The organism is Veillonella sp. ICM51a, assembly GCF_000524355.1.
In the GTDB taxonomy this organism is placed as follows: Bacteria; Bacillota; Negativicutes; order Veillonellales; family Veillonellaceae; genus Veillonella; species Veillonella atypica.
This window is the reverse complement of sequence record NZ_JAPX01000048.1, coordinates 46,209-70,743: the sequence shown is the minus strand read 5'-3', so window position 1 is coordinate 70,743 and position 24,535 is coordinate 46,209. Positions and strand designations below refer to the sequence as shown.

The following is a 24,535-nucleotide window of genomic DNA, read 5'->3' as shown; positions in this document are numbered from 1 at the left end:
TTTATCATTCCGTAACTATTATTATACCACAGTCGCTTTCACAAAAATGACCATTTCCACGCTATCCTTTGTCTTCCGGCTATGTCTAAATAATTTACCTAATAAAGGGATATCACCGAGTATTGGGATTCTTTCAATCTGTTTTTGATCACGATTATCCATTAAGCCACCTATGACTAGTACTTCTCCCGGTTGTAGACGCACTCTAGTCTGTGCTTGTCGAGTGGTTATTTTATAAGATTTCATCTCAGATACCATAATGGGTGAGCTCACCTCAGCTCGTATAGACGTATCAATGGTACCATTTTTCGTTACTACCGGTGTATAGTCAAGTTTAATACCCACCTCTTCGTAATGAATGGATCTTTTTCTTTCACCATTAGAAATTGACTCTTCGATTACAGGAATTCGTTCACCTATCAAAATATGTGCGGCTTCACCATTTAAGGCCATAATGGAAGGGGTTGCAATAACAACTGCCTTTCCCGATGTTTCTAAAAGACTAAGCTCAGGTTTAACAAAAAATTTATAAGCTTCCCCATCTGGAGCTTTTCCAAAAGAAATAGCACCATAAGAATTTGTCTTATCCGTACCATGACCGGTTAAACTCAGCCAGGACCATCTAAATCCCGTCTCCTTCGTATAGGAATGCTCCATAGCCATAATAGTGGCTTCCAAGCGCACTTGTTTCATATCTCTATCTACAGATTGAATGATAGAGTTTACCCCTTTTTCCTCGTCTCCTGTTACATTTAATACAATCTGATTCGTTTCCTTATGCACAGCGAACTTTCCATTAGGTACTACTGTTTTTATGACAGATTCTAGCGATGTCGATGATGCCATCTTTGGTTCTACTACCACTACATGACGATGTTCCTTAGCACCAGAATGCCCCGTAACGGTTACCACACCCTGATCAGCCTGTATATCAAAATTATACATATCCCCTAAATGATGTAGCATGTCTAATGGCGACTTACCGTGTATCGTTCCTGTCACAGTTCCGTTCAATGTGTTAATACCAAGTATATCCATTTTATAACTACGACTGATGGCCTCTACCACATCGGACAAAGGCGCCTTGCTAACCGTCATACTATATGTATTTTGACCTGACTCAGATTGTTGTACATGTATCGATTCTTTCGCCCATACACAAGGATTTTCTATTACACCTAAAAGTAAAACTATAATCATGATTCGCCAATAGATACACATCGTACATTGCCTCCTTCATCAAGGGTTACACCATTTTCATCTACATTAATTACCTTTACACCATGCCAAGAATCACCTTCCATAACAACAGTAGATTCTGTGCCACTGCTTAAAATTACAGCCCATTGAGGGCCATGTATTACGCCATTAACATGAATTGTTTTCTGCTTATTATGTTTTGTTGTAACTGTTTCTGCACTAGAACTGCTATCTTGGTCTACTTTCTTCTGACTATATCTCCGTTTACCTTGTTTTACCTTTGATGAATCATCTTTATTATCTAAGTTCTGCTGACCTTCACCGCTATGTTCTTCATCCATCATATGTATTGAAGATACATTACTTTTGTCTAATGATTCGCCTAATACCTCACGCCAAGGAAGAGCTCGCAAGTTATTACTCGTACTGTATAACAATGTTGTTTCATGAGATTTATCTTCTGATTTTGACATTGCCGTTGAATCAGGCTCCATCTGGACATAATCAGCCTCGGGTGTATAGAATATGCCCCAACCAATTGCTATTCCACCTAATACAAACAATACACCTAGACTCTTCTTATATCGTTTACATTGAGTCACATAAGGATACAATTTTTCTCGTAAACGTTCCTGTATGTTCATTCATCAGGACTCCTTTCACATAGTGGAATTAAAATATCTATCTAGTATCAGTATGCAACACAAATATACATAAAAAAAGGACACTAATAGTCACCCCCGTGACTATTAGTGTCCTTGACAAATCATAAAATATCAGTTATAAAGTTTTATTTATCATCATAACCCATTGGATGAGATTGATGCCAACGCCATGCATCCCCTATGATGTGTGATAATTCACTATGTTGTGGATTCCAGCCTAGAGCATTCTTAATGCAATCTGAAGATGCGATTAATGTACTTGGGTCCCCTGCGCGACGATCACCATACTCCACGGGAATATCAATTTCAGTTACCTTTTTAGCCGTTTCAATAATATCTTTTACAGAAAAACCATTACCACTACCTAAGTTAAAAGCTCTTGATTCACCACCATTAATCAAGTAGTTCATAGCTAATACATGGGCAGATGCCAAATCAGTAACATGAATATAATCTCGAATACATGTACCATCAGCAGTATCATAATCAGTTCCAAAAACAATAATATGCGGTCTCTTTTTTAAAGCTGCCTCTAATACTAGCGGAATTAAATGAGTTTCTGGAGAATGATCTTCACCAATATCACCACTTTCATCTGCGCCAGCCGCATTAAAATAACGTAAGGCTACGTAAGTAGAACCATAAATAGAGCTATAGTCATGAAGCATTTCTTCAATCATCAACTTGGTTCGACCATAAACATTAGTTGGCTGTAACTTAGCTGTTTCTACAATAGGTACCACCTCAGGCTCACCGTAAACTGCAGCTGTACTTGAAAATACAAAATGTTGTACACCCGCCTGTCTTGCTGATTCTATAAGGCAATAAGATCCTACAACATTATTCTCATAGTAAATAGAAGGATTTATCATAGATTCCCCTACTTGAGAATGTGCAGCAAAATGCATAATACCCTTTATATTATTATCTTTCATGACATTGACAAGTTTTGAATCTGCAATATCTAACTCTATAACCTTAACCCCTTTAGGAATAGAACTACGATGACCACGCGAAAAATTATCAACGACAATAGGTGTAAACCCAGCCTGTATTAATGCTCTAACCGTATGACTACCTATATAACCAGCACCACCTGTTACTAAAATATTCATATACTTACTCCCCCATTAATAACTACAACTTTTTCATAACTTGAAGTTTTGGACCAATCAAGCGTTTATAAACTTCAACACCAGGTTGATCAAAGGCATCAACACCAGCTAAAATTGATTCAAAATATACAGCCCAACAATGCATGAACATAATTTCCCCTAAATGAAATGCATTTAATGTTGGTACCGATATGGTCATATTAAAACGATTATCTATAGATAGGGCCTCACGATTTGCATCAAGTGCGCTATTTAAAATATCGCTAATAGGAATATCACCAATTGCATCAAGTTTGTCGTACTCACTATATAAATTTGGAACAACCAATGATGTATTCCAATCTCGTACCTTAATAAATTGAACAACCTTGTTAAGACGCCCCTCTTGGTGTTCTTGCACTTGCGCATGCATATCCATCGTGCCTACTGCAGGAACAGGTGTACGCCCATAAGGAAGACAGGTATTACTCATTTTACCTAATGATTCGGATAAGAGCTGTACATACCAATCGGATAAGGAGTGTAGAGACTCACCATAAGGCATGAATACCTCTATAATACGTCCATATCGCTCAGACGCAATATATTTCAATAATGCACTAAATAGTGCAGGATTTTTATAAACATCCTCTTCTTGGCAAGCCATATCCATCGATGCAGCACCGGCTAAAAATCCTTCAATATCAAATCCCACAAGAGCAGCTGTAACGAATCCTACCTCAGTAAAAACGGAGAATCGGCCTCCTACACCATAGGGAACGGAGAATGTTCTCCATTGATGCTTGATAGCCATATCATGAAGAATAGTAGGATGTGCCTCATCATTTGTTTCTGTAACGACGGTAACTTCATAATTAATATGATGATCCTCTAGTGCTTTTTGAAGAATCATAAAATTAGCCATCGGTTCAATAGTGGAACCAGACTTTGATGTAACTACAAGCATAACTGTATAGTCACTACCCTTTTCACCGGCCTGAGATACTAAGGTTTTAATTAGCCCTTCTAAGTATGGGCCATCTACATTAAAACCAGCAAAATAAAATCTCGGATAGCCGTTGCGTTCTTCATCAGTATAGTTATTCCAAAATGAACCACATTGCACATCAAAGAGTACCTTACTACCTAGATAAGACCCACCGATGCCAATAGAAACAACAGTATCAATACTTTTACGAGCATAGTCACCCAAGTCATGTAAACGGTCCATCATATCCGGTGTATTGATGCCGTTTTCTGATATATATGGCAACTGATAAAACAAGATTGGTTCTGGCTGACCATCTTTAGATAGGTGGCCTTCTTCATAACCTGTGGATCGCAAAATATTGGTATGACGCCATACATTTTGAATGGCTCGTTCAAAGTTTTGTATGTCCCTTGCCTGTATGCAGCTTTCATTATAGATATTGTTATAATCTAGCTCAAATCCAGAATCTAACTGTAACATCAAGTATCTCCTTTATGCACCAATCCAACCATAGCCATAACCGATACCAAATACGGACCAAAGAATAGCGATGGGAATCAATAACTTAAATTTCAATTTTGCTGTTTTATGATGACATACTACCATGCCCAATAAAGCGCCTAAACCACCAAAGGCAAAGGCTAAAAATAGCAATGTAAATTCAGAAATCCGCTCATACCCCTTTATAGCGGATAACTTATCATATCCATATATACAAAAGACAATAAAATTCCATACGGTCATAATAATCAGAAAATACGTTTCACTCATAATCCTATATTTATTTCCCCTTAAAATATGAGAAGGTATCACCCAATCCACAATCTAAACTAACAGTGGCTTCAAATCCAAAATCCTTTTTTGCTTTTTTATTACATAAACGAGAATGGCGTATATCTCCAACTCGTTCTGCTTCATAATTAGTTACAATTTCTTTACCACTAATAGATGTAAAATAGCCTACCAATTCATTGACAGATGTACTCGTATTGGTAGAAATATTATAAATTCCTGTTAAATCAGGATGATTCATAGCTTTAATATTAGCCTCAACTACATCAGCTACATATACAAAGTCACGTGTTTGCTCACCATCCCCAAAAATGGTAAGCGGCTTATCCTCATTAATGAGGCGGTTGAAAATACTGATTACACCGCCTTCTCCACCATCTCCTTGACGTGGCCCATATACATTAGCATATCTAAAGCATACTGTTTTTAATCCAAAAGCTTGTTCATAAATACGTAAATATCCTTCAGCTGTCAATTTTGTAAGGCCATAAAATGATGTCGGTTTACCAGACATGTCTTCTGTGAGTGGTAATGTATTGAGATCACCATACACTGCAGCAGAGGATGGCATTAGAAAATGTGAAACATTATGCTTTCTAGCTGCTTCGAGCATATTAATTAATCCCATTAGATTCACATCACAATCCATCTTAGGATTTTCCATAGATGCAGGTACCATCGTTTGTGCCGCTTCATGAAATACCACTTGAGGTTTAAAATCTGCAAAAATAGATTCTATGTTAACGTCTCGTACATCCATTTCTATGAATGTTGCTTTTGGATTAACAAATTCTCGTACCCCTGTTGTAAGATTATCTATTACCAATACTGTATGACCTAATGCTATGAGTCGATCGACCAGATGGGACCCTATGAATCCGGCGCCCCCCGTTACACAAACGCGCATTGTTTTCCCCTTTTAGATTATTTACCTATCGCTGCCCCTGCCTTTGCGAGTTGGTCAGCCATTTCATTATATGTATCACCAGTATGAGCATGTACCTTGTGAAAGTATACTTTCACATGTGAAAATATACGTTCACAAAATGCTGCATATTCATTGGTTAATACATTATTTCGTTTCCACTTCTTCGTGGCCCACATTTCAATCCCCATATAATCATAATATAAGGAACACTTAGAAATTCCATGAGTTAAAGCATATTCCATAACATGCATGGCCGCCAATAACTCACCAGACACATTCCAAAACTCTGTATATTTCTCATCTTTTGTGCCGAACGAAAATGTTTCTTTATTTCCATTTAGAAACATAATACCACCGGAACCTACCGATTGATTATATTTGTCATAACTACCATCAATATATGCAATTAAATGATTGGTTTCTGAGAAATCGGGAGCTATAGATTTCTTTGTATGGTTTGTTTTAGACGTTTTTGATGATGCTAGATAATCACCAATACTCACACCTTCATCACCTATAAAAGCCTGGGCTTCTGACTTAGTGGGAAACGATTTATAAATAGCTCCACCAAAACCTTTGACCTGTTTTTCACAATCGCTCCAAGTTTCATAAATACCTGGCGTACGGCCTGCTTTTACAGCATAAAATTTCTTTGCCATACAACCTCCTAATGCTTCATGGTAAGCGGTACAAATTCAGCATTTACCACAGATTGTAAATCTTGTGGATTAACATGCATCTGCATGCCTCGTAAACCAGCACTAACATATACAGCCTCTTGAGCTTGCATCGTTTCATCAAAATATGTAGGAAATAGCTTTTTCATACCTACCGGCGAGCAACCACCCCGCAAATAACCAGTTATACCTAATAAGTCCTTAACATGAATTAATTCAACTGATTTATTACCACTGACACGAGCAGCCTGTTTCATATCTAGTTCTTCAGCTACAGGAATACAGAATACTACATATCCTGTTTTATCACCCTTGCCAACTAAAGTCTTAAATACTTCTTTTTCATCAAGACCTAGTTCATCAGCTACATGAATACCCTGACCTCGTTCTTCAGACCATTCATATTCATCAATCGTATATGCTATGTGATGAGTATCTAATATGCGTAATGCATTTGTTTTTTTATGCTTTTCCTTACTCATACAAGAGCCTCCTATTTATTAACAATTTTATTTATATTCTTTAATTCAATGCGTAAAGTACCATCATCATTAGTTTTAATTTCTATAAACTCCCGATTTTGCATATATTCTACAGGGAACGAAATTTCTATGCCTGTATCGGTTTTAATCTTATGATGTTCGCCTACCTTCGTAGCAAACTCACGATTTACCGGTAAAGGCCGCATCATATCCTGTTCAGCTAACTCCTTTTTAGCCGCTTCTTGTTGAATGGGGTTAGACTTAAATACCTCTTCCACAATGCGAATAGGATTAACCGTATCAGATACTTCTGCATTTTTAGCAATCATAGACTTTGCCATCGTCAGCTCTGCTACACCATCGGATTCGTGCGCTTGAGCCACCTTATCTATAATGGTTTTTACCTTTTTAACAGTATCCCTAGAGGATTGATCTGTACCGAGTTGTAACACCTTATCTGCTAAGATATAACAAACTTCACCGTCATATTCACCTTTGGGTTCAAAAATACGAACAGATAAATCCAATGTATTTATGGCAACAAAAGCTCGCAACTTTTGTGTCGGCATCGGCAATACCGCCTTATGTGGTACAAGTTCTGTCGATAAGGAGCCATCATCTTCACTAAACAATTGATGCGTAAAGGCATCATGAGCCTGACATAATAGCATACAAATATAGGATGTATCTGTCACCACATCGCATACAATAGTATCAATGACAACGCCTACTGTGGCTTGCTTCATATAGTCAAAGGTTTTCTCCCCTAACTCTTTAGCTAACGTGATAAAGGAGATTTCACCAGATTTATATTCACCGATTCGCTTTCCCATAGGGCTATGTGCATGTAACGTCCCTGTTCTCGCACCGGGATCTTTAAAAGCTTTCGTTACATGGCCTGCAATATAGTCATGTATGTCTTGCTCACCTATTTTTAATTCATGTTCAGAATAGACCGCTAAAGATGATGTAAAATCAAAAATCTCTAGGGCTACTTTATTAATTTGCATGATAACTCCTAAAGGATAAAAATATTACTCTTTATTATACCATTCTTTTAGCAATTCTTTGTCTATTTTTGAACAATCTGTTAATGGTATGGCATCAATATATCGTAAATATTTAGGTTGCGCCTCATGAGGAATAGCTCTACGCACATCGAATTCTACCTCAGATACCGTAACGCCCTCTGCAGGCACGATAAAGGCCACAACCTCTTCTCCTCGTAATGGATCAGGCACACCTATGACTGCAATATCCTCTATAGTTGATAAGACTTGTAACTGCGATTCTAAATCTAATACAGCAATCTTATAACCACCTCGGTTAATAATATCCCCATTACGACCATCAAATATAATGTAATCTCCACACCAATGGCCCTTGTCACCAACTGTTACCATCCCATCAAGTCCGCATATACCAAACCGTGTGGTTACATAAATATAATCATCTTTTATGTCAACAGTGACTCCAGGAAATGGACGACCTACAGTACCAGGATACGTATGCCATTCTTCACCAGTACAATGGCTAATATAGTTTAGCTCTGATGCTCCATAGTACAGAATGAATTCCATCGTTGGATATAGCATGTGTAGAGAATGTAATAATTCTCTATCTACAACTTGTGAGCCTGCAATAATATATTGTACACAAGAACAAGTACTGCTATTCCATCGTAATAGTAAACGCAGTTTTGTAGGCAACATATAAATATGAGTGCATTGATAAGAATGAATCAATGATTGCCATCTCTTCGGTTGCATTTTATCACTCGTTACGATTTGACCGCCAGCCCATAAGACAGCTAACATCATATTCGTATTGCCTGTAAAACTAAAACTGCCATGTACAAATATACGCGTAGCATGATTAATATGAAAGATATCATTTTGTATATCAAAATAATCCGCCCAGGATTTTTCAGTTCGCCACAAAGGTTTTGGCATGCCTGTAGTTCCAGATGTAAGGACGCCAAACTGCGCTTCTATCGGAATATCTATGGAACCAAGTAGACGCATTAAGCGACTGCGATATGTATTATCCATGTGTGGATGAGAAACAATAGGAATATATCCACAATGTAAAGCAGCTAACCACAATATCAATTGTTCATATACAGACTCTGTATCTATAAAAATAATATGACGTTTACCGTTTATAATTGATGTAATACAGTTGTCATTCTCTATCTCTTGTACTCTTTCAACAACATCATCATATAAATCCCTATAAGTATGTTGAACCCCATCTACAATAATGGCAGTATTCAATTTCTGCTTATGACCATGGTTAAATATGGCCTGTAATATCATATTCATCGTAAGATCCTTATCTACATACGCTCAATAATCATAGCGGTTCCCGTACCGCCGGCGCCAGCAATGGCACATAGTCCATAGTGACCATTACAGTACTCTAGAGCTGCCATGCAATGTATCAAAAGCATAGCACCAGAACAACCATACGGATGCCCATAGGCTAGTGCACCACCAAGCATATTATATCTATCAACAAAATCTGGATATTCTCGTCCAAATAAAGCAGAGATAACAGCGAACGCTTCATTCCATTCAAATACATCAATTTCAGTTGGAGAAAGACCGGTAACATCTAATATTTTCTTTGTACTTAACAAAGCACCTTCTGGACTATATAGAGGCTCTCCCGCCCAAGGCATGGCATGCACAATCCTAAATGGTCCTTCTTGACTGCTCAATGTAACAAAGGCTGCACCATCATGAGTAAGGCACGCATTGCCAGCTGTCGTTATAGAATTAGGTCCTAATAAGGGCTTCATACGATTTAACAGTTTTTCATTCATAGATGGTCGTATCGATTCATCAATGCAGCACTTTCCATCTATTTCAATGTCCAGTATATATGGTGAAAGTATTCCTTGTTCGCGAGCATGTTGTGCACATTGATGGCTCCTAATAATGTAAGGATTTAACTCCTCTACACCTACACAATGTTTTATCATGGTACGTTCAGCCCCTTCTAACATTGCTAAAGGCGATATTTCATTTGGCGCAAATTGTGCCACCATATAATCACCACTGCGATCATCATGGTCTGCATATGTCCTTAGTGGTTGTAAAGATGAACTTTCAATACCACCAGCAATGACTGTATCCATCATTCCTGATGCAATATGAGCATAGGCCATCTCAACGCTCATCATACCTGATGCACATTGCATGTCTACTGTAATTGCTGGTATCGTATTAGGTAAATGACTATAAAGCCCCATCAATCTAGCAATATTCCCACCAGTACCAACTGCATTGCCACAAAAAATGGCATCCAACGAAGATGCTTTTTTTGAGTCAAATAGCTGATTTAATACCTTGGCGCCAAGTAATTCAGGGCGTATTGATTTATATTGTCCGTTAACGACACCAATGGGGGTGCGTAATCCATTATGAATGAAAACAGGCATAGCATTACTCCATATAAATAAGGAGGTGTACTAATAACACCTCCTACACATATCATCATTATATTTTAATTTTTGTAGCTAACCAAGAGGCAACTAAACATTTAACAATGTCACCAGGAATATATGGAAGCATCACAATAGGTAGAGATGCCCAAAATGGAGTACCTGTAACAATCATAAATCCAGCGACACCAAAAATATACACTACAGGGATTGTGATAACTATTGAACGCCAGCTATAGGATAAGAAACTTCTAGATTTACCTTTACAGATACTTAACAATGTATATGCTATAGGCCAAGAGAAAATGAAACCGCCAGTAGGTCCGAGTAATTTACCCAATCCAGATGTACCGCCTACAAAGACTGGCAATCCTACGGTTCCAAGTAGTACATACACGATAAATACAATTAATGTATCCTTAGGGGATAGTAATAGACCCGTCAAAGTAGCAACTAATGTTAATGCTGTCACCATAGCAGGGCTAAATGGCAATGGAAATGAAATCCATGCTGATACACACAAAAGAGCTGTTAATAAAGCCATTTTTGTTAAACGTCTTGCTTCCATAATATACCTCATTCACATAAAATCTTAATTCGTTCTATGCTCATCATAGAGACGAGCCTTAAAAAGAATCATATCATCTAACGCGCCAACTAAGACATTCCCTTCACGTTGGCTTTCAATAGAAACACAATCATTAGCAAGCATAGGAGATAAAAAACGAATAGACATGCCTACCTTTATGTTACTATTTATCATATGCATCCAAAGATACTCAAGTATAAGTAAGCCTGGCACAATATAAGGAACTTCACGATGAATACGATTGCGATCATTTACATCCTCTACAAATTGTATAATTTCATCCTTTGTAAATGAAATACGTTTAAGTGAATCATCAACTTTAGGAGTCTCACGAATTTGTAAAGGTCTTGTTAGTTGTAATAAATTAACCCATAACGTACCACTTGTATTGGACATACAAACGGATATATGATTGCCTTTATACTCTACACCATGAAACACAATTTCATCTGTGCCTTGCGTATCAAAATAAGCCTTCGTAATAACGCAATTAGTAGGTAAATTTAACGTTTCTTCATCCGTTAAAAGAGCTAATAGATCTCGCATATTACTCCTTATAATTTAATCAGTATAATAACAGTTTTATACCGTTACTATTAAATTATAATCAACGGAAACACTATAGTCAACCTAGTATGATATACGAGTTAACAACAAAAGCCACCATTGATAATCAATGGTGGCCTCAATTTTATATTTAAATTCAAAGAATATATAAGCTATTTTATAACTTCAATCCTTTTAAATATTCCTTAAATGCTGCCCCTAATTCTTCATTCCGAAGCGCATATTCCACGGTAGCTTTCAAATAGCCTAATTTATCACCTGTATCATAGCGAACACCTTCATAGGCTAAAGCGTAAGTATCTGTTTTGGATGCAGCTAATGCATCTGTTAGTTGTACTTCATTACCTACACCTGGTTTTGTATTCTCTAAGATATCAAAAATATCAGGCGTTAAAATATATCGACCAAGAACAGCTAAATTGGACGGTGCCTTATCAACACTTGGTTTTTCTACTAAGCCATGAACACGATACAAGTTATCTGCCAACGGTTCTCCGGACACAATACCATAGGAGCTTACCTTTTCATTCGGTACAAATTGAGCACCTAATATGATACCTGGATGTTGTTCATAACAATCCATCAACTGTTGTAAGCATGGTTTTTCTGGATTATAAACAATGTCATCACCTAATAATACAGCAAATGGCTCGTCACCAATAAACGCTTTAGCACATAATACGGCATCACCTAAACCACGCGGTGATTTCTGACGAATAAAATGAATTTTAATATCCGCCAAATCTTTTACCATGGCTAATTGTTTATTTTTACCTTGCTTTTGTAATAGCTCTTCTAGCTCGACACTGCTATCAAAATGATCTTCTATAGCGCGTTTGCTACGACCTGTTATGATAAGAATTTCTTCGATACCAGAATCGAGTGCTTCTTTTACAATATATTGAATCGCCGGTGTATCAACAATAGGCAACATTTCCTTTGGTTGTGCTTTCGTAGCTGGCAAAAAACGTGTACCGAAACCAGCTGCTGGAATGACAGCCTTACGAATAGACTTCATGTGTATGCTCCTTAGAAATCTTTACCAACGAATTTGATTTTCCATTGGTTATTATTATTTTTATGAGAATCTTTATATGTTAAATACATATCAAAGGAGTGCAAATCACGATGGTATGTGTAATAGATAGAATCCACATCGCCACTCATCATATTTTGTTTAACACTCACCGAAATATCATCGAGACGTGTCAATTTAAAGGAACCACCATAGATGAGCTCCTTAGGAAGCTCTGTACTATCAAAGCGATATGGCGAGTTGTTATAGCTAATATTGCGTTGATTATACGATACCCACGCATTAACTCTAGGTCCTACAGCTGTACGGAATTGAGCGCCCCAGTACGGCATGCTACGTATCGACTTATCATAGCCATAATAATCGCGTTGATAACCGCCGAAGAATCGCAAAGTACCATCTTTCCAAAGGTTGATAGGATCATGAGATACTTCTACCTTATAGTCCTTATGGACCCCCTTTACAGATCCTTCCTTCCAATAACCAATGCTTGTTTCACCACGTGCAGTAAATGGAGATTTACCAATATGGTACGTATGTGTATCAAGACGTAATTCGCCGATTTTTTCTACCCATACAGTTTCATCATTATATTCATTGGATACTTTACTATACCCGATGGATGCAGTTCCCCAAGGTAAGAAATAGCGATATCCAATTTGAGGCTTAAATCCAGATTTTGAATACCATTTGTAATCAAAATACGCTTCACCAGATTTACCCAATGGAATTTCTGCATTACCACGCAATCCAATGCCATCATCACTATTATAAATAGGACGAGGCATAATAGAAAATGCACTTACTTTACCTTGTTTATCTCCACGTATAGATTTTGTATAAGATTTCAAGCTAAAAAGTTTAAAATTCTTGATGTAAAAGCTTGGATGTTGAATAACCACCTTATCGCCAGGGTAAATTTTAATGTCTTCACCTTCAATACGGTAATCAGGTGTATGCTTAAATGCCATCGCATGCTTAGATGTAATCATACCTTTTTCGATGGAACCGGTTTGACCATCATAGGATAAGTTCTGCCCCTTCACATAATACGGATCAGACCAACCTTGCGTATGACCGGCATCAAAATGTTGGTCACTGGTACGATAGGTCATAACATCACCAGTAAGATTTTTAGTTTTACCGCCATCTTCTAAGTAGCGATACGGACCATCAGCAGTTCGATACTCTGTGGTTTTTGTATTACCAGTGATACGATTAGCTAGTAATGTGCGATTACCTTGAGTAACCACTACATTACCAAAAGCATTTACATCGCCAGTACTACCGGAATATGTCATCTTATCTGCATCTACACGAGTTGGTAACTTTTCTGTCGGTGCAGTAATCGGTGAAGCACCACGACGAACAACACGAATATTGCTGCGTTCAGGTGTCGAAGGTTGTTGCAGTTCACCTGGATAGGATTCAGATATACTATCTAAACTATCTTGATATGTAATTGAGTCTGAAGCAGCCCACGCTGGCTGGGCTAAACAAAGCAAGCATGCTGCCACGAGCCATTGTACTCTTTGTTTCCTCATGGTTACTAAACTCCTCTATTGGTTACGCTTTACTACGACGATTGGTTGTGAAACATTTTCTGCTGTATCATTTGTATCTTCTACTTCTTCTGAATCAGCAGTGTTTGTATCTTCTTCGTCAGTGTTCACAGTTGAATCATCTGCTTCATCCACAGTGCTATCTACGGAATCATCATTCGCAGTCGGTACTGTCACGGCTTCAGCTAATTCATCATCACTATGAGCTAACCCATCACCACCAATAACAAGACCTTGAATAGATACAGAGTCTTGAGGTTGAATAAATACAGTGGAGCCTACTGGGTAATCAATATTTTTCCCCTTAATGAAAGCACCACCTACTAAGCCAACAGGGCCAAGTAGAACTGCACCAGCCACAGAGGCACCAGCTGCTTTAATTTCGCCCTTTGTTTTTTCCTTAGCCTCATTACCTTGTACAGCAGTAAATTCTGTACCATCAATAGCAGGAACAGATTCAAAAGTTATATCTAATGCACCATTACGTCCAAAAGAGCGCGCTTTTTTCAAGGATGTAATCGTTGCAGAACCTACAGTACCAGCTGGCACCAACAATACATTGCCATCCATTACATTTTCAGCAACAGTGAATTTAATTGTATCTCCTTCATGACTTGTTTTTGTGGATACCGCATCATTTAGTGTTACCTTGAACACGTGATCAGAAGATAGTGTTCCTACTTGATTTGTAAGAGTTACATTACTACCATATACCTTGGTTTTCAAGCTAATAATACGTTTTTGTAATGAACCTGTTGAAATTCTACCATTCACACTACGTTCCATCTTTTCAACACGTTCTACCAAGGAACCATCATTAATGCTGTTTTGGTATGTATATTCAAGTGCGTCCATTTCTTCACGCAATGAAATATTAGTACCACTACCTTCAACGGAATCATATAAAGAATCTACACGTTTACTCAATGTAGCAGTATTGCCAGAAAATCCGTTGCCGTATACAGTTTCATCCAATTGATTAATACGATCCACAACGGCACCATCTTGAGGTGCACCATATACAGTGCTTTCTAATACTTGTGTTTTTTCCGTTACTGTACCAGGTGCAGCAAATGCGGTACCTGTCAATAAAGATGCCATCAAAAGTGTAAGTACTTGCTTCTTCATATAATCCTCCACAACTTATCCTCTATGGGACATATACGTTAAACAGCACAATAAGCACGGGCCTAAGACCGTGCTTATTTTCTGAGTACTTCTAAGGAAGTATCTCAGTGGCCATTAAATTTTTAAATCAATAAGTGCAGATACACCTACACCTTGAACACGGGAAGCGCCCACTGGATTTGTACTATCTACTGGTACTAAACCTTTAACACGAACCATGCCATTAAAGCTACCTTCAACTTGAGCAACAGCCTTAACTTGTTCGATACTAGATGCAGGGCCTGTTACTTGAGCAGCACCAATATACCCTTTTGTACCAATACTAATGATAGGTACAACCTTTGTAGTATATTCAGTACTCAAATTATTTTGTTTTAGTAATTTATTTAAGAAAGAATCAATTTGTGGACCAAATTTACTAACTAGAATGCCAACGCCACCAATTTTAGCAGCACCACCAAGGATACTACTTAAGCCGCCAGCTTGAGTAGTTAAAATGCCACCAAATGCAGTTGTAGTTAAACAAATTCCTAGAACAGCGGTCATAATTTTCTTTTTCATGATAAGCCTCCTAATAGATACTTATATTTTAACAAATTCTATACATAGTTTCTAGTGAAAGTATAAATACTTACACTTAAAGATAGTAAAATTATATAAAAATACAATGAGTTTATTATGAATTTTATGCAATTTAATTTTTAGCTATGTTTTAACCGCAAATCATACAATTATAACCAGAAGACTTAACAGATTCGAGGCACTTGATCTTCACCCAATAAATCTACTAGACGAACACCGCCAATCGATGTTTGTAGGCCTACTTTACCAATATTTTTATCCATGGTTACACCGATATGAGTCGCTTCATGGCCTTCTGGATAACTATGTAAAATATCTAGCACATCATTTGTTACAGACGGCTCTACAACGAAAATACATTTACCTTCATTTGCTAAGTATAAAGGATCGTAACCTAAAATATCACAAACGGAACGAACTTCATCATGAATAATAAGCTTGGATTCCTCAACCTTTATGCCCACTTGACTTTGTTCGGCAATCTCTTTAAGAACAGTACCCACACCACCGCGCGTAGGATCACGCAATAGTGCAACCTGAGGCCCTACTGCATGTAAAACAGCATGAACCATATGGTTCAATGGAGCACAATCAGTCTTAACAGAGTCTGATAATTCTAGTCCAAATCGTTCTCCCATGACAGCTATAGAGTGATCACCAATAGATCCGGACAGAATAATGTCCATATTAGGTTTTACGACATTCGGACCTATATTTATGCCATCTGGAATCATACCAATGCCGGCTGTATTGATATAAATTTTATCAACTTCACCTTTTTTTACGACCTTCGTATCACCCGTCACAATTTGTACATTCGCAAGCTTTGCCATATCAGACATGGTGCTTAAAATTGTTTCTAATTCGTCGAAAGGAAGACCTTCTTCTAAAATCAAACCACAGCTAAGATATTGCGGAACAGCGCCATTCATAGCTAGGTCGTTAACTGTACCGCATACAGCTAATTTACCTATATTACCACCCGGGAAAAAAGTGGGCTGTACAACATACGAATCTGTTGTGAAAGCCATTCGCCCAGATGATACTGGAAATTGTGCCCCATCATGTAAGGGAGCTAACAAATCATTAGTAAAATATTTTAATATAAATCGTTCTGTCAATTCGTGGCTAAAACGGCCACCATTGCCATGAACTAAACGAACTCGTTCCATTAATCCTCCCAAGCTAATCCGCCACTAGAAAAGCCATACTTATACCATGCAGCACAACTACCTTCTACAGATACCATACAAGCACCTACTGCATGATCCGGTGTACAAGCTTTTCCAAAAAGCGGACATTCATTAGGTTTGATTAAACCTTGTAATACGCTCCCACATTGACAGCCTTTAGGATCAAGAGATGGTTTTTCTAACTGTATAGGTAACACCTTTTCTGCATCTAGAAATGCGTAATCATCATTAAGCTGTAACCCAGAATTTGGAATTATACCAATACCACGCCATGCATCATCACAAACATCGTATATTTCATTCATCATACGCACAGCCACAGGATTGCCTTCCTTCATAACAACAGAGTGATAGGTATTACCTACTTCAAAATGACCACTTTTCCGTTGTTCTAAAATATTGACGATAGCAGATAATATTTCTACTCCATCAAACCCAGCGATACAGGATGGTATTTTATACTCATCCGGTAAAAATTGATATGGTTTTTCGCCAATGATAACACTGACATGCCCAGGCAAGATAAAGCCATCAATTTGTCCTACTTGTCGGTCTAATAAGGCGCGTAATGCGGGTGGAACCAATTTATGAGACACCAAGAATAATACATTTTTTACACCAGCCTGTGCTACAGCTTTCACAGTGGCACCGATGACAGCAATCGTCGTTTCAAACCCTATAGCTAAAAATACTATATATTTATCCGGGTGTTTTTTACTTAGTTCCAACACTTCTAACGGCGTATAGATAACATGAATATGAGCGCCCTGTGTTTGAGCTTCACTAAGACTACTATAACTACCTGGCACCTTTAGCATATCCCCAAAGGTTGCAATAATAACATCATCACGTTTGGCATACTCTAGAGCTTTATCCATATACACTTGGTCCGTTACACACACAGGACATCCAGGACCACTGACTAATTCTATTCCCGATGGCAATAATTGTCGTAACCCTTCTCTAAAAATAGATACTGTATGTGTACCACAAACTTCCATAAGTCGCACCCGTTCGCCAGGTGTATGTAGTTCGCTAATACGGCGTAATAAAGCATCAGCTGTTTTCTGTTTTTCCTGCAAAGTAAGCTTCTTCAAGTTCTTCCAACTCCCGGAAGGCATCTAAGGTTGCCTTCGCTTCTTCTTCATCTACAATTTGAACTGCAAAACCGGCATGTACTAATAACCAGTCTCCCACCTTTGCATCTGGCACGAGAAGCAAACTACAATCGCGCGTTGCACCTGTTAATTCTACTGTGCCAATGGCTTCATTAATAGAAATTAACTGTGCTGGTACTGCTAAACACATACGCCCTCCTTTTGTAAATATACTTATACATCTATTTATAACTATTAATCCAAATATTTTGATTAATTAAATTGTATCACAAAACTAAGAACTCTTATGTAACCAATGATACGTTTATATATTTTTTTGATGAGCAATCCACAATTGCCCCAACGATAAACCACCATCATTACATGGTACTTTTTTATTAATATATAATGTGCCATGGTGCCATTTATGTTGTAAGGAGGCTAATAATCTGCGATTTTGAAAAACGCCACCACCGATACATACATCATCGATGCCATAGCGTTCACACAAATCAGCTCCAACTTCACAAATAGCAATGGCTAATGTTTTATGGAAACTCGCCGCTAACGAGGATACACTTTCACCTTGAGAATAGCCATCCATAATCTGTTGAACTGCAGGCACGAGATCTAATACTTGCCCATCATAGTTAAAATCTAACAATCGTCCTTCTTCATTTGCACATGCAGATTCTAATGCTATGGCGATCTGTGCATCAAAAGAGTGTTCATTTCCTAAGCCCAACAAACAACCAATCACATCAAATAATCTACCTGCACTAGATGTCATCATCATCGACATGTCTGATTGCAATGCCTTATCTAGAATTTGCCAGCCTTTAGGCAATGTGGTTAACCATGTTTTGTATATATTAGGTAACTCTTCTCCATAATAATTCCGTAAGTACCATAAAGCTTGACGCCATGGTTCTTTTACCGCTTTTTCACCACCAGGCAAAGGCGCTACATGTATATGGGCAACACGCATATACTCTGCGCCATAACATAGCATAAATTCGCCGCCCCAAATCGTATCATCGTCACCATACCCAGTGCCATCAAAACAAATTCCAAGAACAGGATATTTTAAATCGTATTCAGCCATAACAGCTGCGATGTGACTATGATGATGTTGGACCTCTATAGCCGGAAGATTTAGCGTTTTACTTAATTGTCGACCATAATTAGAAGAGAAAAATGATGGATGCTTATCCATGACAATTGCTTTCGGCTTCACATCAAACAGCTGTTCATATCGTTCGATGGTCCACTCAAAAGTGTTATGAGTTGATTCACTTGCTAAATCACCTATATGAGGTCCTAGCAATACTTCCTGCTTTTTATTAATCGCAAATGTATTCTTTAAATCACTACCCATGGCGAGTATCGGTAGATCTGTAATCGACTCACAATGAATCGGTTCAGGAATATACCCGCGACTTCGACGAATTAAAATAGGTGTATCTTCCACCACTGATACAATCGAATCATCTACAGGTGCATAAATTTGACGATTATGTGTCAAAAAATAATCTGCTATAGTCTGCAATTCTAAAAAAGCTTTTTCATCATCATATATAACGGAATCACCGCTCGCATTACCACTTGTCATAACCCATTTCGCATCATGCGGTACTAACACATGATGGATAGGTGCATACGGTAACATAACACCAATTAAATGATTATTAGGGGCTACTAACTCACTTATAGACGCATGAAAATTATCATTTTTCTCTAATAAAACAATAGGCCTTGCCATAGCGCTTAATGCATCTAAGTCTCCATCGCTAACGACGGCAAAGTCTTCTACGATATCAATGGAACCTGCCATAATAGCAAACGGCTTATCCTTGCGATGCTTTCGCTCCCGTAATGTTTGTACTGCTTTATCATTAGTAGCATCACAAACCAAGTGATATCCACCAATTCCCTTTAATGCAATAATCGCACCATTTGATATCATTTCTATAGCAGTTTCAAAACAATCATCAACGATACAGAGATTACCATTCTTATCTAATAGTTGGTAGCTCGGTCCGCATTGTTCACAAGCATTTGGTTCCGCATGATACCTACGACCATTCACATCAACGTATTCCTCATGGCAAGCTTCACACATGGTGAAATCAGACATGGTAGTTCGTTCTCGATCATAGGGCATGGATTTAATAATGGAATATCGAGGTCCACAATTGGTACAGTTGATAAAAGGATAATCATACCTCCTACCAGATTCCTTCATTTCAGCCAAACAATCATCACACGGTGATGTATCGGCACTAATAAACGTATTTACAGTACCATCCACAGGAGACTGAGCGATAACAAATTCCTTATCATCATCATTTACAGATGGATCAATCTTTGTAATGCTCACATGTGTGATACGGCATAATCGCGGCTGTTCTTCCTGAATCGTATCAACAAATAATTGCAATGTATCTATGTCGGATTGGGCCTCTACATATACACCGGAACTATCATTATATACAAATCCACTAATCCCTAATTGATGGGCCCACATAGAAACAAGGGGTCGAAATCCGACCCCTTGTACAATACCTGTAAATCGAATCCCCCAACGTTCAATAGTTTGTTTTTTATCCAATCTAGTGTCCATAGCGGCTCCTATTACAAAATATATCTTATTTAAAATGTCTATCCTAATGCTACAGGAATACTACCATCGATGCCAGCTTGTTCAAGTTCAGCTTGAATCATGATAGCACATTCAATTCGTTTCTTTTGTAGACGACAGCCAAACTCATAAGGCGTTTGTAAATCTCCACCCAATGTAATGTTATTGGCATGACAGCCACCAGAGCAGAAGAATTTAGCCCAACATTCTGCACAGGTAGGTTTTGTAAACACATGTGTGTTACGGAAATCCTTTGGAATTTCAGTATTTTTTAAACCTTCGTATACATTACCAAGTATATAACCATCTTTGCCTACAAATTGGTGACATGGATAAATATCCCCATTTGGTACTACCGCCATATATTCATGACCAGCCCCACAGCCACGCAAACGTTTTGCCATACAAGGTCCACGGTACAAGTCCATACGGAAGTGGAAGAAATTAAATTTCTCACCCCACCCGTCCTTTTGACGTTGCAAATATATATATGCTAATGTTTCATATTCCTTCTCAAGCGTTGGCCAATCTTCTTCGCGAAGTACATAATCGCCTTCTTCACCTACTACAGGCTCCATAGATAAGTGTTCAAAGCCTAAATCAGACATAGCCAATACATCTTTAGTAAAATCAAGATTCTTATGCGTATATGTACCACGTACATAATATTCTAAACCATGACGTTGCTTTACAGCATTTACAAGATTTTTAGCAATATACTCATAAGAGTTAGCTCCACTGCCAGCGACTGGGCGCATAGCATTATGCACATCTTCTCGGCCATCTAGAGACAAGACCAAGCTCATTTTATGTTCGTTTACATAATCGATTTTCTCTTGAGACAATAACATACCATTAGTAGTCAACGTCAATTTAAAGATTTTATTATGTTTTGGCGCCTCTTGCTCGATATATTCTACAGTTTGTTTCACCACGTCCCAATTAAGAAGGGGTTCACCACCGAAGAAATCGATTTCGCAATGTTGACGAGTGCCACTCATTTGAATGAGAAAATCAACAGCACGTTTAGCTACATCAAAGCTCATCAATTCGCGTTTTACACCGCCGTAATCGCCTTGACTTGCAAAGCAATATTTACATGCTAAATTACAGTCATGGGCAATATTAAGACACAATGCTTTAACGATTGGTTTTTCCCCAACTACGAGCTTGAATTCGGTGCTCATAGGAGCAAAGAGTTGTTCTGCAGCGATGAGCTCATCTAATTCATCCATGATTTCATTTAATTCTACAGGATCCTGAGAGCTATCTAACGCTGCATGGACTGCATCACGATTGGTGCCGTCATATATATCTAATACTTTATCAATGAGTTCATCAATAACGTGAATGATACCGCTATTTACATCTAAACAATAGTAGTTATCTTTCATCCGAAACTTATGGATCATTGGTTTTAATTCTAACATGGTACCTCCAAATTATGTGTATGTGAAAGCACTAAACTATATAGAACTTTCTAGATAATTGTACCACATTTTTTGTCTATCGTGCTGAAAGTCTTCATAAATATATACCATAAATAGTATGTATATATTACATACATAAAAAAAGAGAGCCATCGGCTCTCTTTTTATTATTTTTGTTTGCAAACTTGGTTGCCTACTGTACAGCTTGTTTTGCAAGCGGATTGGCAAGAAGTTTGGCATTCACCACAACCGCCAGTTTTAGCAGTTTTTTGTAAAGATTCAGTGTTGATTGTACGAATACGTTTAGCCATGATTATCCTCCTCAATACTTATTGTATTACTGTTATTTTATCATAGATATTCAAACTATGTAAAATATAAATTATTTTTGTACATCCTTACGCAATGCTTTTCGCAACGCCAATGCAATCGGTGTTACGATAACGCCTGCAAAGATGGCCTCTGGAATACCATGAGTAACAGACAATACTAAAATAGTTCCCATAACTTGATCAGATGAAAGATGCATTGCCTGTGCGAACATATCCGCGTATATCACATAGATTAGCCCCATTACCATACATGTATGGAATATAGTGCCCATAAATGCAGAAACTATCAAGCGCGGACCTTGTGGTACCTTCCATAATGCTTTGTATACCAAAACAGCCAATACAGGGAATATAATCCGAGGTAATACTGATACTAACGGATTAATAAACAGTGGTGACAAAATATTTGGTGCCGTAAAATTTTGCCAGAAGCTATAGACACCAAAAATCAATCCTACGAACGCACCAACCTTAGGCCCTTCAACTAAGGCACCAATTAATGCTGGGACATGTAATGTAGTGACATTCAATGGTCCTAACGCCATAATACCATAGCCAGAAAGACCTAGAATAATGGTAATGGCCGCTAATAGACCCACAATGGTTAATTCGCGCAATGTTAAGCCCGATTTTGTAACGGTTTCCTTACTCTGTTTACGCTCCGATTGTGTCGCTTGTCGTTCTTGGATTGATACCTGTTGGTTACCATCCTTCACATTTTCATTCATAAAAATCCTCCTCCGCTCTCATTCTCTTAGGATATGAGTCGAAACTAGAAATAAAATTAACCTTTGCTCTTAGTAAGAGCTTTTATTACACCTATCTCTACTAATTTACCAATTAATACAGATACGATAATAAACACAAATTCCAGTAATCCTGGTGTAAAGAATACAAGTGGATTGCCTTGATAGATTGGAAATACCGTAGGTGCTATTGCTTTCACAAATTCCGGAATATACCCACCATATAATATATGGCCATTCATAGCTAATAGCATAGCAGCTGTGACGACAATACGCAATAATCTCGTCCCTTTATATTCACCATTTCGAGGGTACATATAGAATGCAAAGACTAACATCGAAATGATGATGAATAGGAATTCCCCCACTAAAGCATTCAAACTAATGGTAGGGCCAAAATAAGCTACCATGATAGGATCCGTTAAATTGATGTAAAAAATAGAACCTAAATAGATAAATGGAATTGGTAAAATATACACGGCCATATCTAAAGCTTCATCAACCGCTCCCCATCTATGGCGACGTTTGAAGAAAAATGTCATCAATAAAGCTACCAACTCAAGCAAAATCTGTGTAAAAAAATATACACATAAAAAGACTAGTACTATAAGCGCTTGATTTTCCAATGTTACATTGAACGGCGTAGTGAATAGATTAATAACCGTAAAAATGGCCCAACTGTATACATGGTACCCCATATGAAGTGGCAATTCACTAAATTGTCCTTGTCGCATCCGTTGTAAGAGAACAGGTACCAATAAAGATAAAACGGGGAATGTGAGATATGGAGATCCCAAACCGGTTTGATGTAATACAGCAGTCACTACACTTACAAAAAAGGCACTAACTAAAGTAAATACAATAAATTGCTTATTCATGTGAACCTCCCAACAATTGAGAAATTAAATAAGCTATGATAAGAACAATAGTAACCTGACCATACATACCGACAAGGAAGATAATATCACGCCCAACGGATGGCAAACCCCAAAGCCAATTTAAATCCAACCCAAGAAACATTAGCTTATAGGTAGCAAACTGAATAACGGCCCAACCCAGCACATATATAATGCGGTTAATCCGTTTATTTTCAGCGCCAAATGTACTAGCTTTAAACGATAAATAGGCCCAAGGAATACACAAGGATAGCAATAAATACCATACCAATGCCACTGTAGCACTAGATCCATTATGAATCATATAAGAAATAACAGGAATGGCCACGATAAATATATTCATATATAGTGATCGTTTACAAATATCTAATATAGTGTTCATATACGTTCTCCTAAGATAATTAATCACTTGATATTGTACACTACACACCAGTAAAATGCCACAAAAAAAGACCTCTT

The 24,535-nt window shown here is 37.8% G+C and carries 26 protein-coding genes; all 26 read right to left on the bottom strand.

Annotated features, from left to right (window positions below):
• Positions 1–21 precede the first annotated feature (21 nt).
• The gene (locus tag HMPREF1504_RS08985; protein ID WP_038125189.1) at positions 22–1,221 is read right to left on the bottom strand and encodes a type II secretion system protein GspD; all 1,200 of its coding nucleotides are present in this window, start codon (positions 1,219–1,221) and stop codon (positions 22–24) included.
• Positions 1,197–1,844, bottom strand: a complete 648-nt coding sequence (locus HMPREF1504_RS08980) for a hypothetical protein (protein WP_038125188.1) — start codon at positions 1,842–1,844, stop codon at positions 1,197–1,199. Before HMPREF1504_RS08980 ends, HMPREF1504_RS08985 begins: the two co-directional genes overlap by 25 nt.
• A 146-nt stretch (positions 1,845–1,990) precedes the next feature.
• Positions 1,991–2,980, bottom strand: a complete 990-nt coding sequence (gene galE / locus HMPREF1504_RS08975) for a UDP-glucose 4-epimerase GalE (protein WP_038125187.1) — start codon at positions 2,978–2,980, stop codon at positions 1,991–1,993.
• A 22-nt stretch (positions 2,981–3,002) separates the two neighbouring features.
• Positions 3,003–4,430, bottom strand: coding sequence for a glucose-6-phosphate isomerase (locus tag HMPREF1504_RS08970; RefSeq protein ID WP_038125186.1), 1,428 nt, complete (start codon positions 4,428–4,430; stop codon positions 3,003–3,005).
• Positions 4,431–4,442: 12 nt separating this feature from the next.
• Entirely contained in the window at positions 4,443–4,721 is a 279-nt protein-coding gene (locus tag HMPREF1504_RS08965) for a DUF1294 domain-containing protein (protein WP_005384261.1), read from the bottom strand.
• Between the two features lie 10 nt (positions 4,722–4,731).
• Positions 4,732–5,649 (bottom strand): NAD-dependent epimerase/dehydratase family protein, encoded by a 918-nt coding sequence (locus HMPREF1504_RS08960; RefSeq protein WP_038125185.1) that lies wholly within the window; start codon positions 5,647–5,649, stop codon positions 4,732–4,734.
• Positions 5,650–5,666: 17 nt separating this feature from the next.
• Positions 5,667–6,329 carry a viroplasmin family protein gene (locus tag HMPREF1504_RS08955; protein ID WP_038125184.1) on the bottom strand — a complete coding sequence of 221 codons (663 nt, stop codon included), beginning with the start codon at positions 6,327–6,329 and terminating at the stop codon, positions 5,667–5,669.
• A gap of 8 nt (positions 6,330–6,337) precedes the next feature.
• Positions 6,338–6,829 carry a Cys-tRNA(Pro) deacylase gene (ybaK, locus tag HMPREF1504_RS08950; RefSeq protein ID WP_009660892.1) on the bottom strand — a complete coding sequence of 164 codons (492 nt, stop codon included), beginning with the start codon at positions 6,827–6,829 and terminating at the stop codon, positions 6,338–6,340.
• An 11-nt stretch (positions 6,830–6,840) separates the two neighbouring features.
• Positions 6,841–7,839, bottom strand: coding sequence for a nucleoid-associated protein (locus HMPREF1504_RS08945; RefSeq protein ID WP_038125183.1), 999 nt, complete (start codon positions 7,837–7,839; stop codon positions 6,841–6,843).
• 24 nt (positions 7,840–7,863) lie between these two features.
• Positions 7,864–9,153, bottom strand: a complete 1,290-nt coding sequence (locus HMPREF1504_RS08940; protein ID WP_038125182.1) for an AMP-binding protein — start codon at positions 9,151–9,153, stop codon at positions 7,864–7,866.
• A 14-nt stretch (positions 9,154–9,167) separates the two neighbouring features.
• Complete coding sequence (locus HMPREF1504_RS08935) at positions 9,168–10,274, bottom strand: thiolase family protein (protein WP_038125181.1); 1,107 nt, start codon at positions 10,272–10,274, stop codon at positions 9,168–9,170.
• Between the two features lie 58 nt (positions 10,275–10,332).
• Positions 10,333–10,845: a biotin transporter BioY gene (locus HMPREF1504_RS08930; protein WP_038125180.1), complete on the bottom strand. Its 513-nt coding sequence runs from the start codon at positions 10,843–10,845 to the stop codon at positions 10,333–10,335.
• A 24-nt stretch (positions 10,846–10,869) separates the two neighbouring features.
• On the bottom strand, positions 10,870–11,412 hold the full coding sequence (locus tag HMPREF1504_RS08925; RefSeq protein ID WP_038125179.1) for a hypothetical protein: 543 nt from the start codon (positions 11,410–11,412) through the stop codon (positions 10,870–10,872).
• A gap of 178 nt (positions 11,413–11,590) precedes the next feature.
• Positions 11,591–12,451 (bottom strand): UTP--glucose-1-phosphate uridylyltransferase GalU, encoded by an 861-nt coding sequence (gene galU, locus HMPREF1504_RS08920; RefSeq protein WP_005380854.1) that lies wholly within the window; start codon positions 12,449–12,451, stop codon positions 11,591–11,593.
• 11 nt (positions 12,452–12,462) lie between these two features.
• Positions 12,463–14,013, bottom strand: coding sequence for an LptA/OstA family protein (locus tag HMPREF1504_RS08915; RefSeq protein WP_038125177.1), 1,551 nt, complete (start codon positions 14,011–14,013; stop codon positions 12,463–12,465).
• A 15-nt stretch (positions 14,014–14,028) separates the two neighbouring features.
• Positions 14,029–15,159, bottom strand: coding sequence for a hypothetical protein (locus HMPREF1504_RS08910; RefSeq protein ID WP_005380859.1), 1,131 nt, complete (start codon positions 15,157–15,159; stop codon positions 14,029–14,031).
• Between the two features lie 114 nt (positions 15,160–15,273).
• Positions 15,274–15,720 (bottom strand): hypothetical protein, encoded by a 447-nt coding sequence (locus HMPREF1504_RS08905; protein WP_005376809.1) that lies wholly within the window; start codon positions 15,718–15,720, stop codon positions 15,274–15,276.
• Positions 15,721–15,905: 185 nt separating this feature from the next.
• Complete coding sequence (gene hypE / locus HMPREF1504_RS08900; RefSeq protein WP_038125175.1) at positions 15,906–16,913, bottom strand: hydrogenase expression/formation protein HypE; 1,008 nt, start codon at positions 16,911–16,913, stop codon at positions 15,906–15,908.
• Positions 16,913–18,031: a hydrogenase formation protein HypD gene (gene hypD / locus HMPREF1504_RS08895; protein ID WP_016475412.1), complete on the bottom strand. Its 1,119-nt coding sequence runs from the start codon at positions 18,029–18,031 to the stop codon at positions 16,913–16,915. Before hypD ends, hypE begins: the two co-directional genes overlap by 1 nt.
• Positions 17,991–18,242 (bottom strand): HypC/HybG/HupF family hydrogenase formation chaperone, encoded by a 252-nt coding sequence (locus tag HMPREF1504_RS08890; protein WP_005376745.1) that lies wholly within the window; start codon positions 18,240–18,242, stop codon positions 17,991–17,993. Before HMPREF1504_RS08890 ends, hypD begins: the two co-directional genes overlap by 41 nt.
• Before the next feature lie 114 nt (positions 18,243–18,356).
• Positions 18,357–20,654 carry a carbamoyltransferase HypF gene (gene hypF, locus HMPREF1504_RS08885; protein WP_038125173.1) on the bottom strand — a complete coding sequence of 766 codons (2,298 nt, stop codon included), beginning with the start codon at positions 20,652–20,654 and terminating at the stop codon, positions 18,357–18,359.
• A 38-nt stretch (positions 20,655–20,692) separates the two neighbouring features.
• Entirely contained in the window at positions 20,693–22,102 is a 1,410-nt protein-coding gene (scfB, locus tag HMPREF1504_RS08880) for a thioether cross-link-forming SCIFF peptide maturase (protein WP_038125171.1), read from the bottom strand.
• 167 nt (positions 22,103–22,269) lie between these two features.
• Complete coding sequence (scfA, locus tag HMPREF1504_RS10265) at positions 22,270–22,413, bottom strand: six-cysteine ranthipeptide SCIFF (RefSeq protein ID WP_004693318.1); 144 nt, start codon at positions 22,411–22,413, stop codon at positions 22,270–22,272.
• A 71-nt stretch (positions 22,414–22,484) separates the two neighbouring features.
• Complete coding sequence (locus HMPREF1504_RS08875; protein WP_016475409.1) at positions 22,485–23,162, bottom strand: ECF transporter S component; 678 nt, start codon at positions 23,160–23,162, stop codon at positions 22,485–22,487.
• 56 nt (positions 23,163–23,218) lie between these two features.
• Entirely contained in the window at positions 23,219–24,058 is an 840-nt protein-coding gene (locus HMPREF1504_RS08870) for a hypothetical protein (protein WP_016475408.1), read from the bottom strand.
• Positions 24,051–24,458 carry a hypothetical protein gene (locus HMPREF1504_RS08865; RefSeq protein ID WP_005376838.1) on the bottom strand — a complete coding sequence of 136 codons (408 nt, stop codon included), beginning with the start codon at positions 24,456–24,458 and terminating at the stop codon, positions 24,051–24,053. The genes HMPREF1504_RS08870 and HMPREF1504_RS08865 overlap by 8 nt, the downstream gene beginning before the upstream one ends.
• Positions 24,459–24,535: the final 77 nt, after the last annotated feature.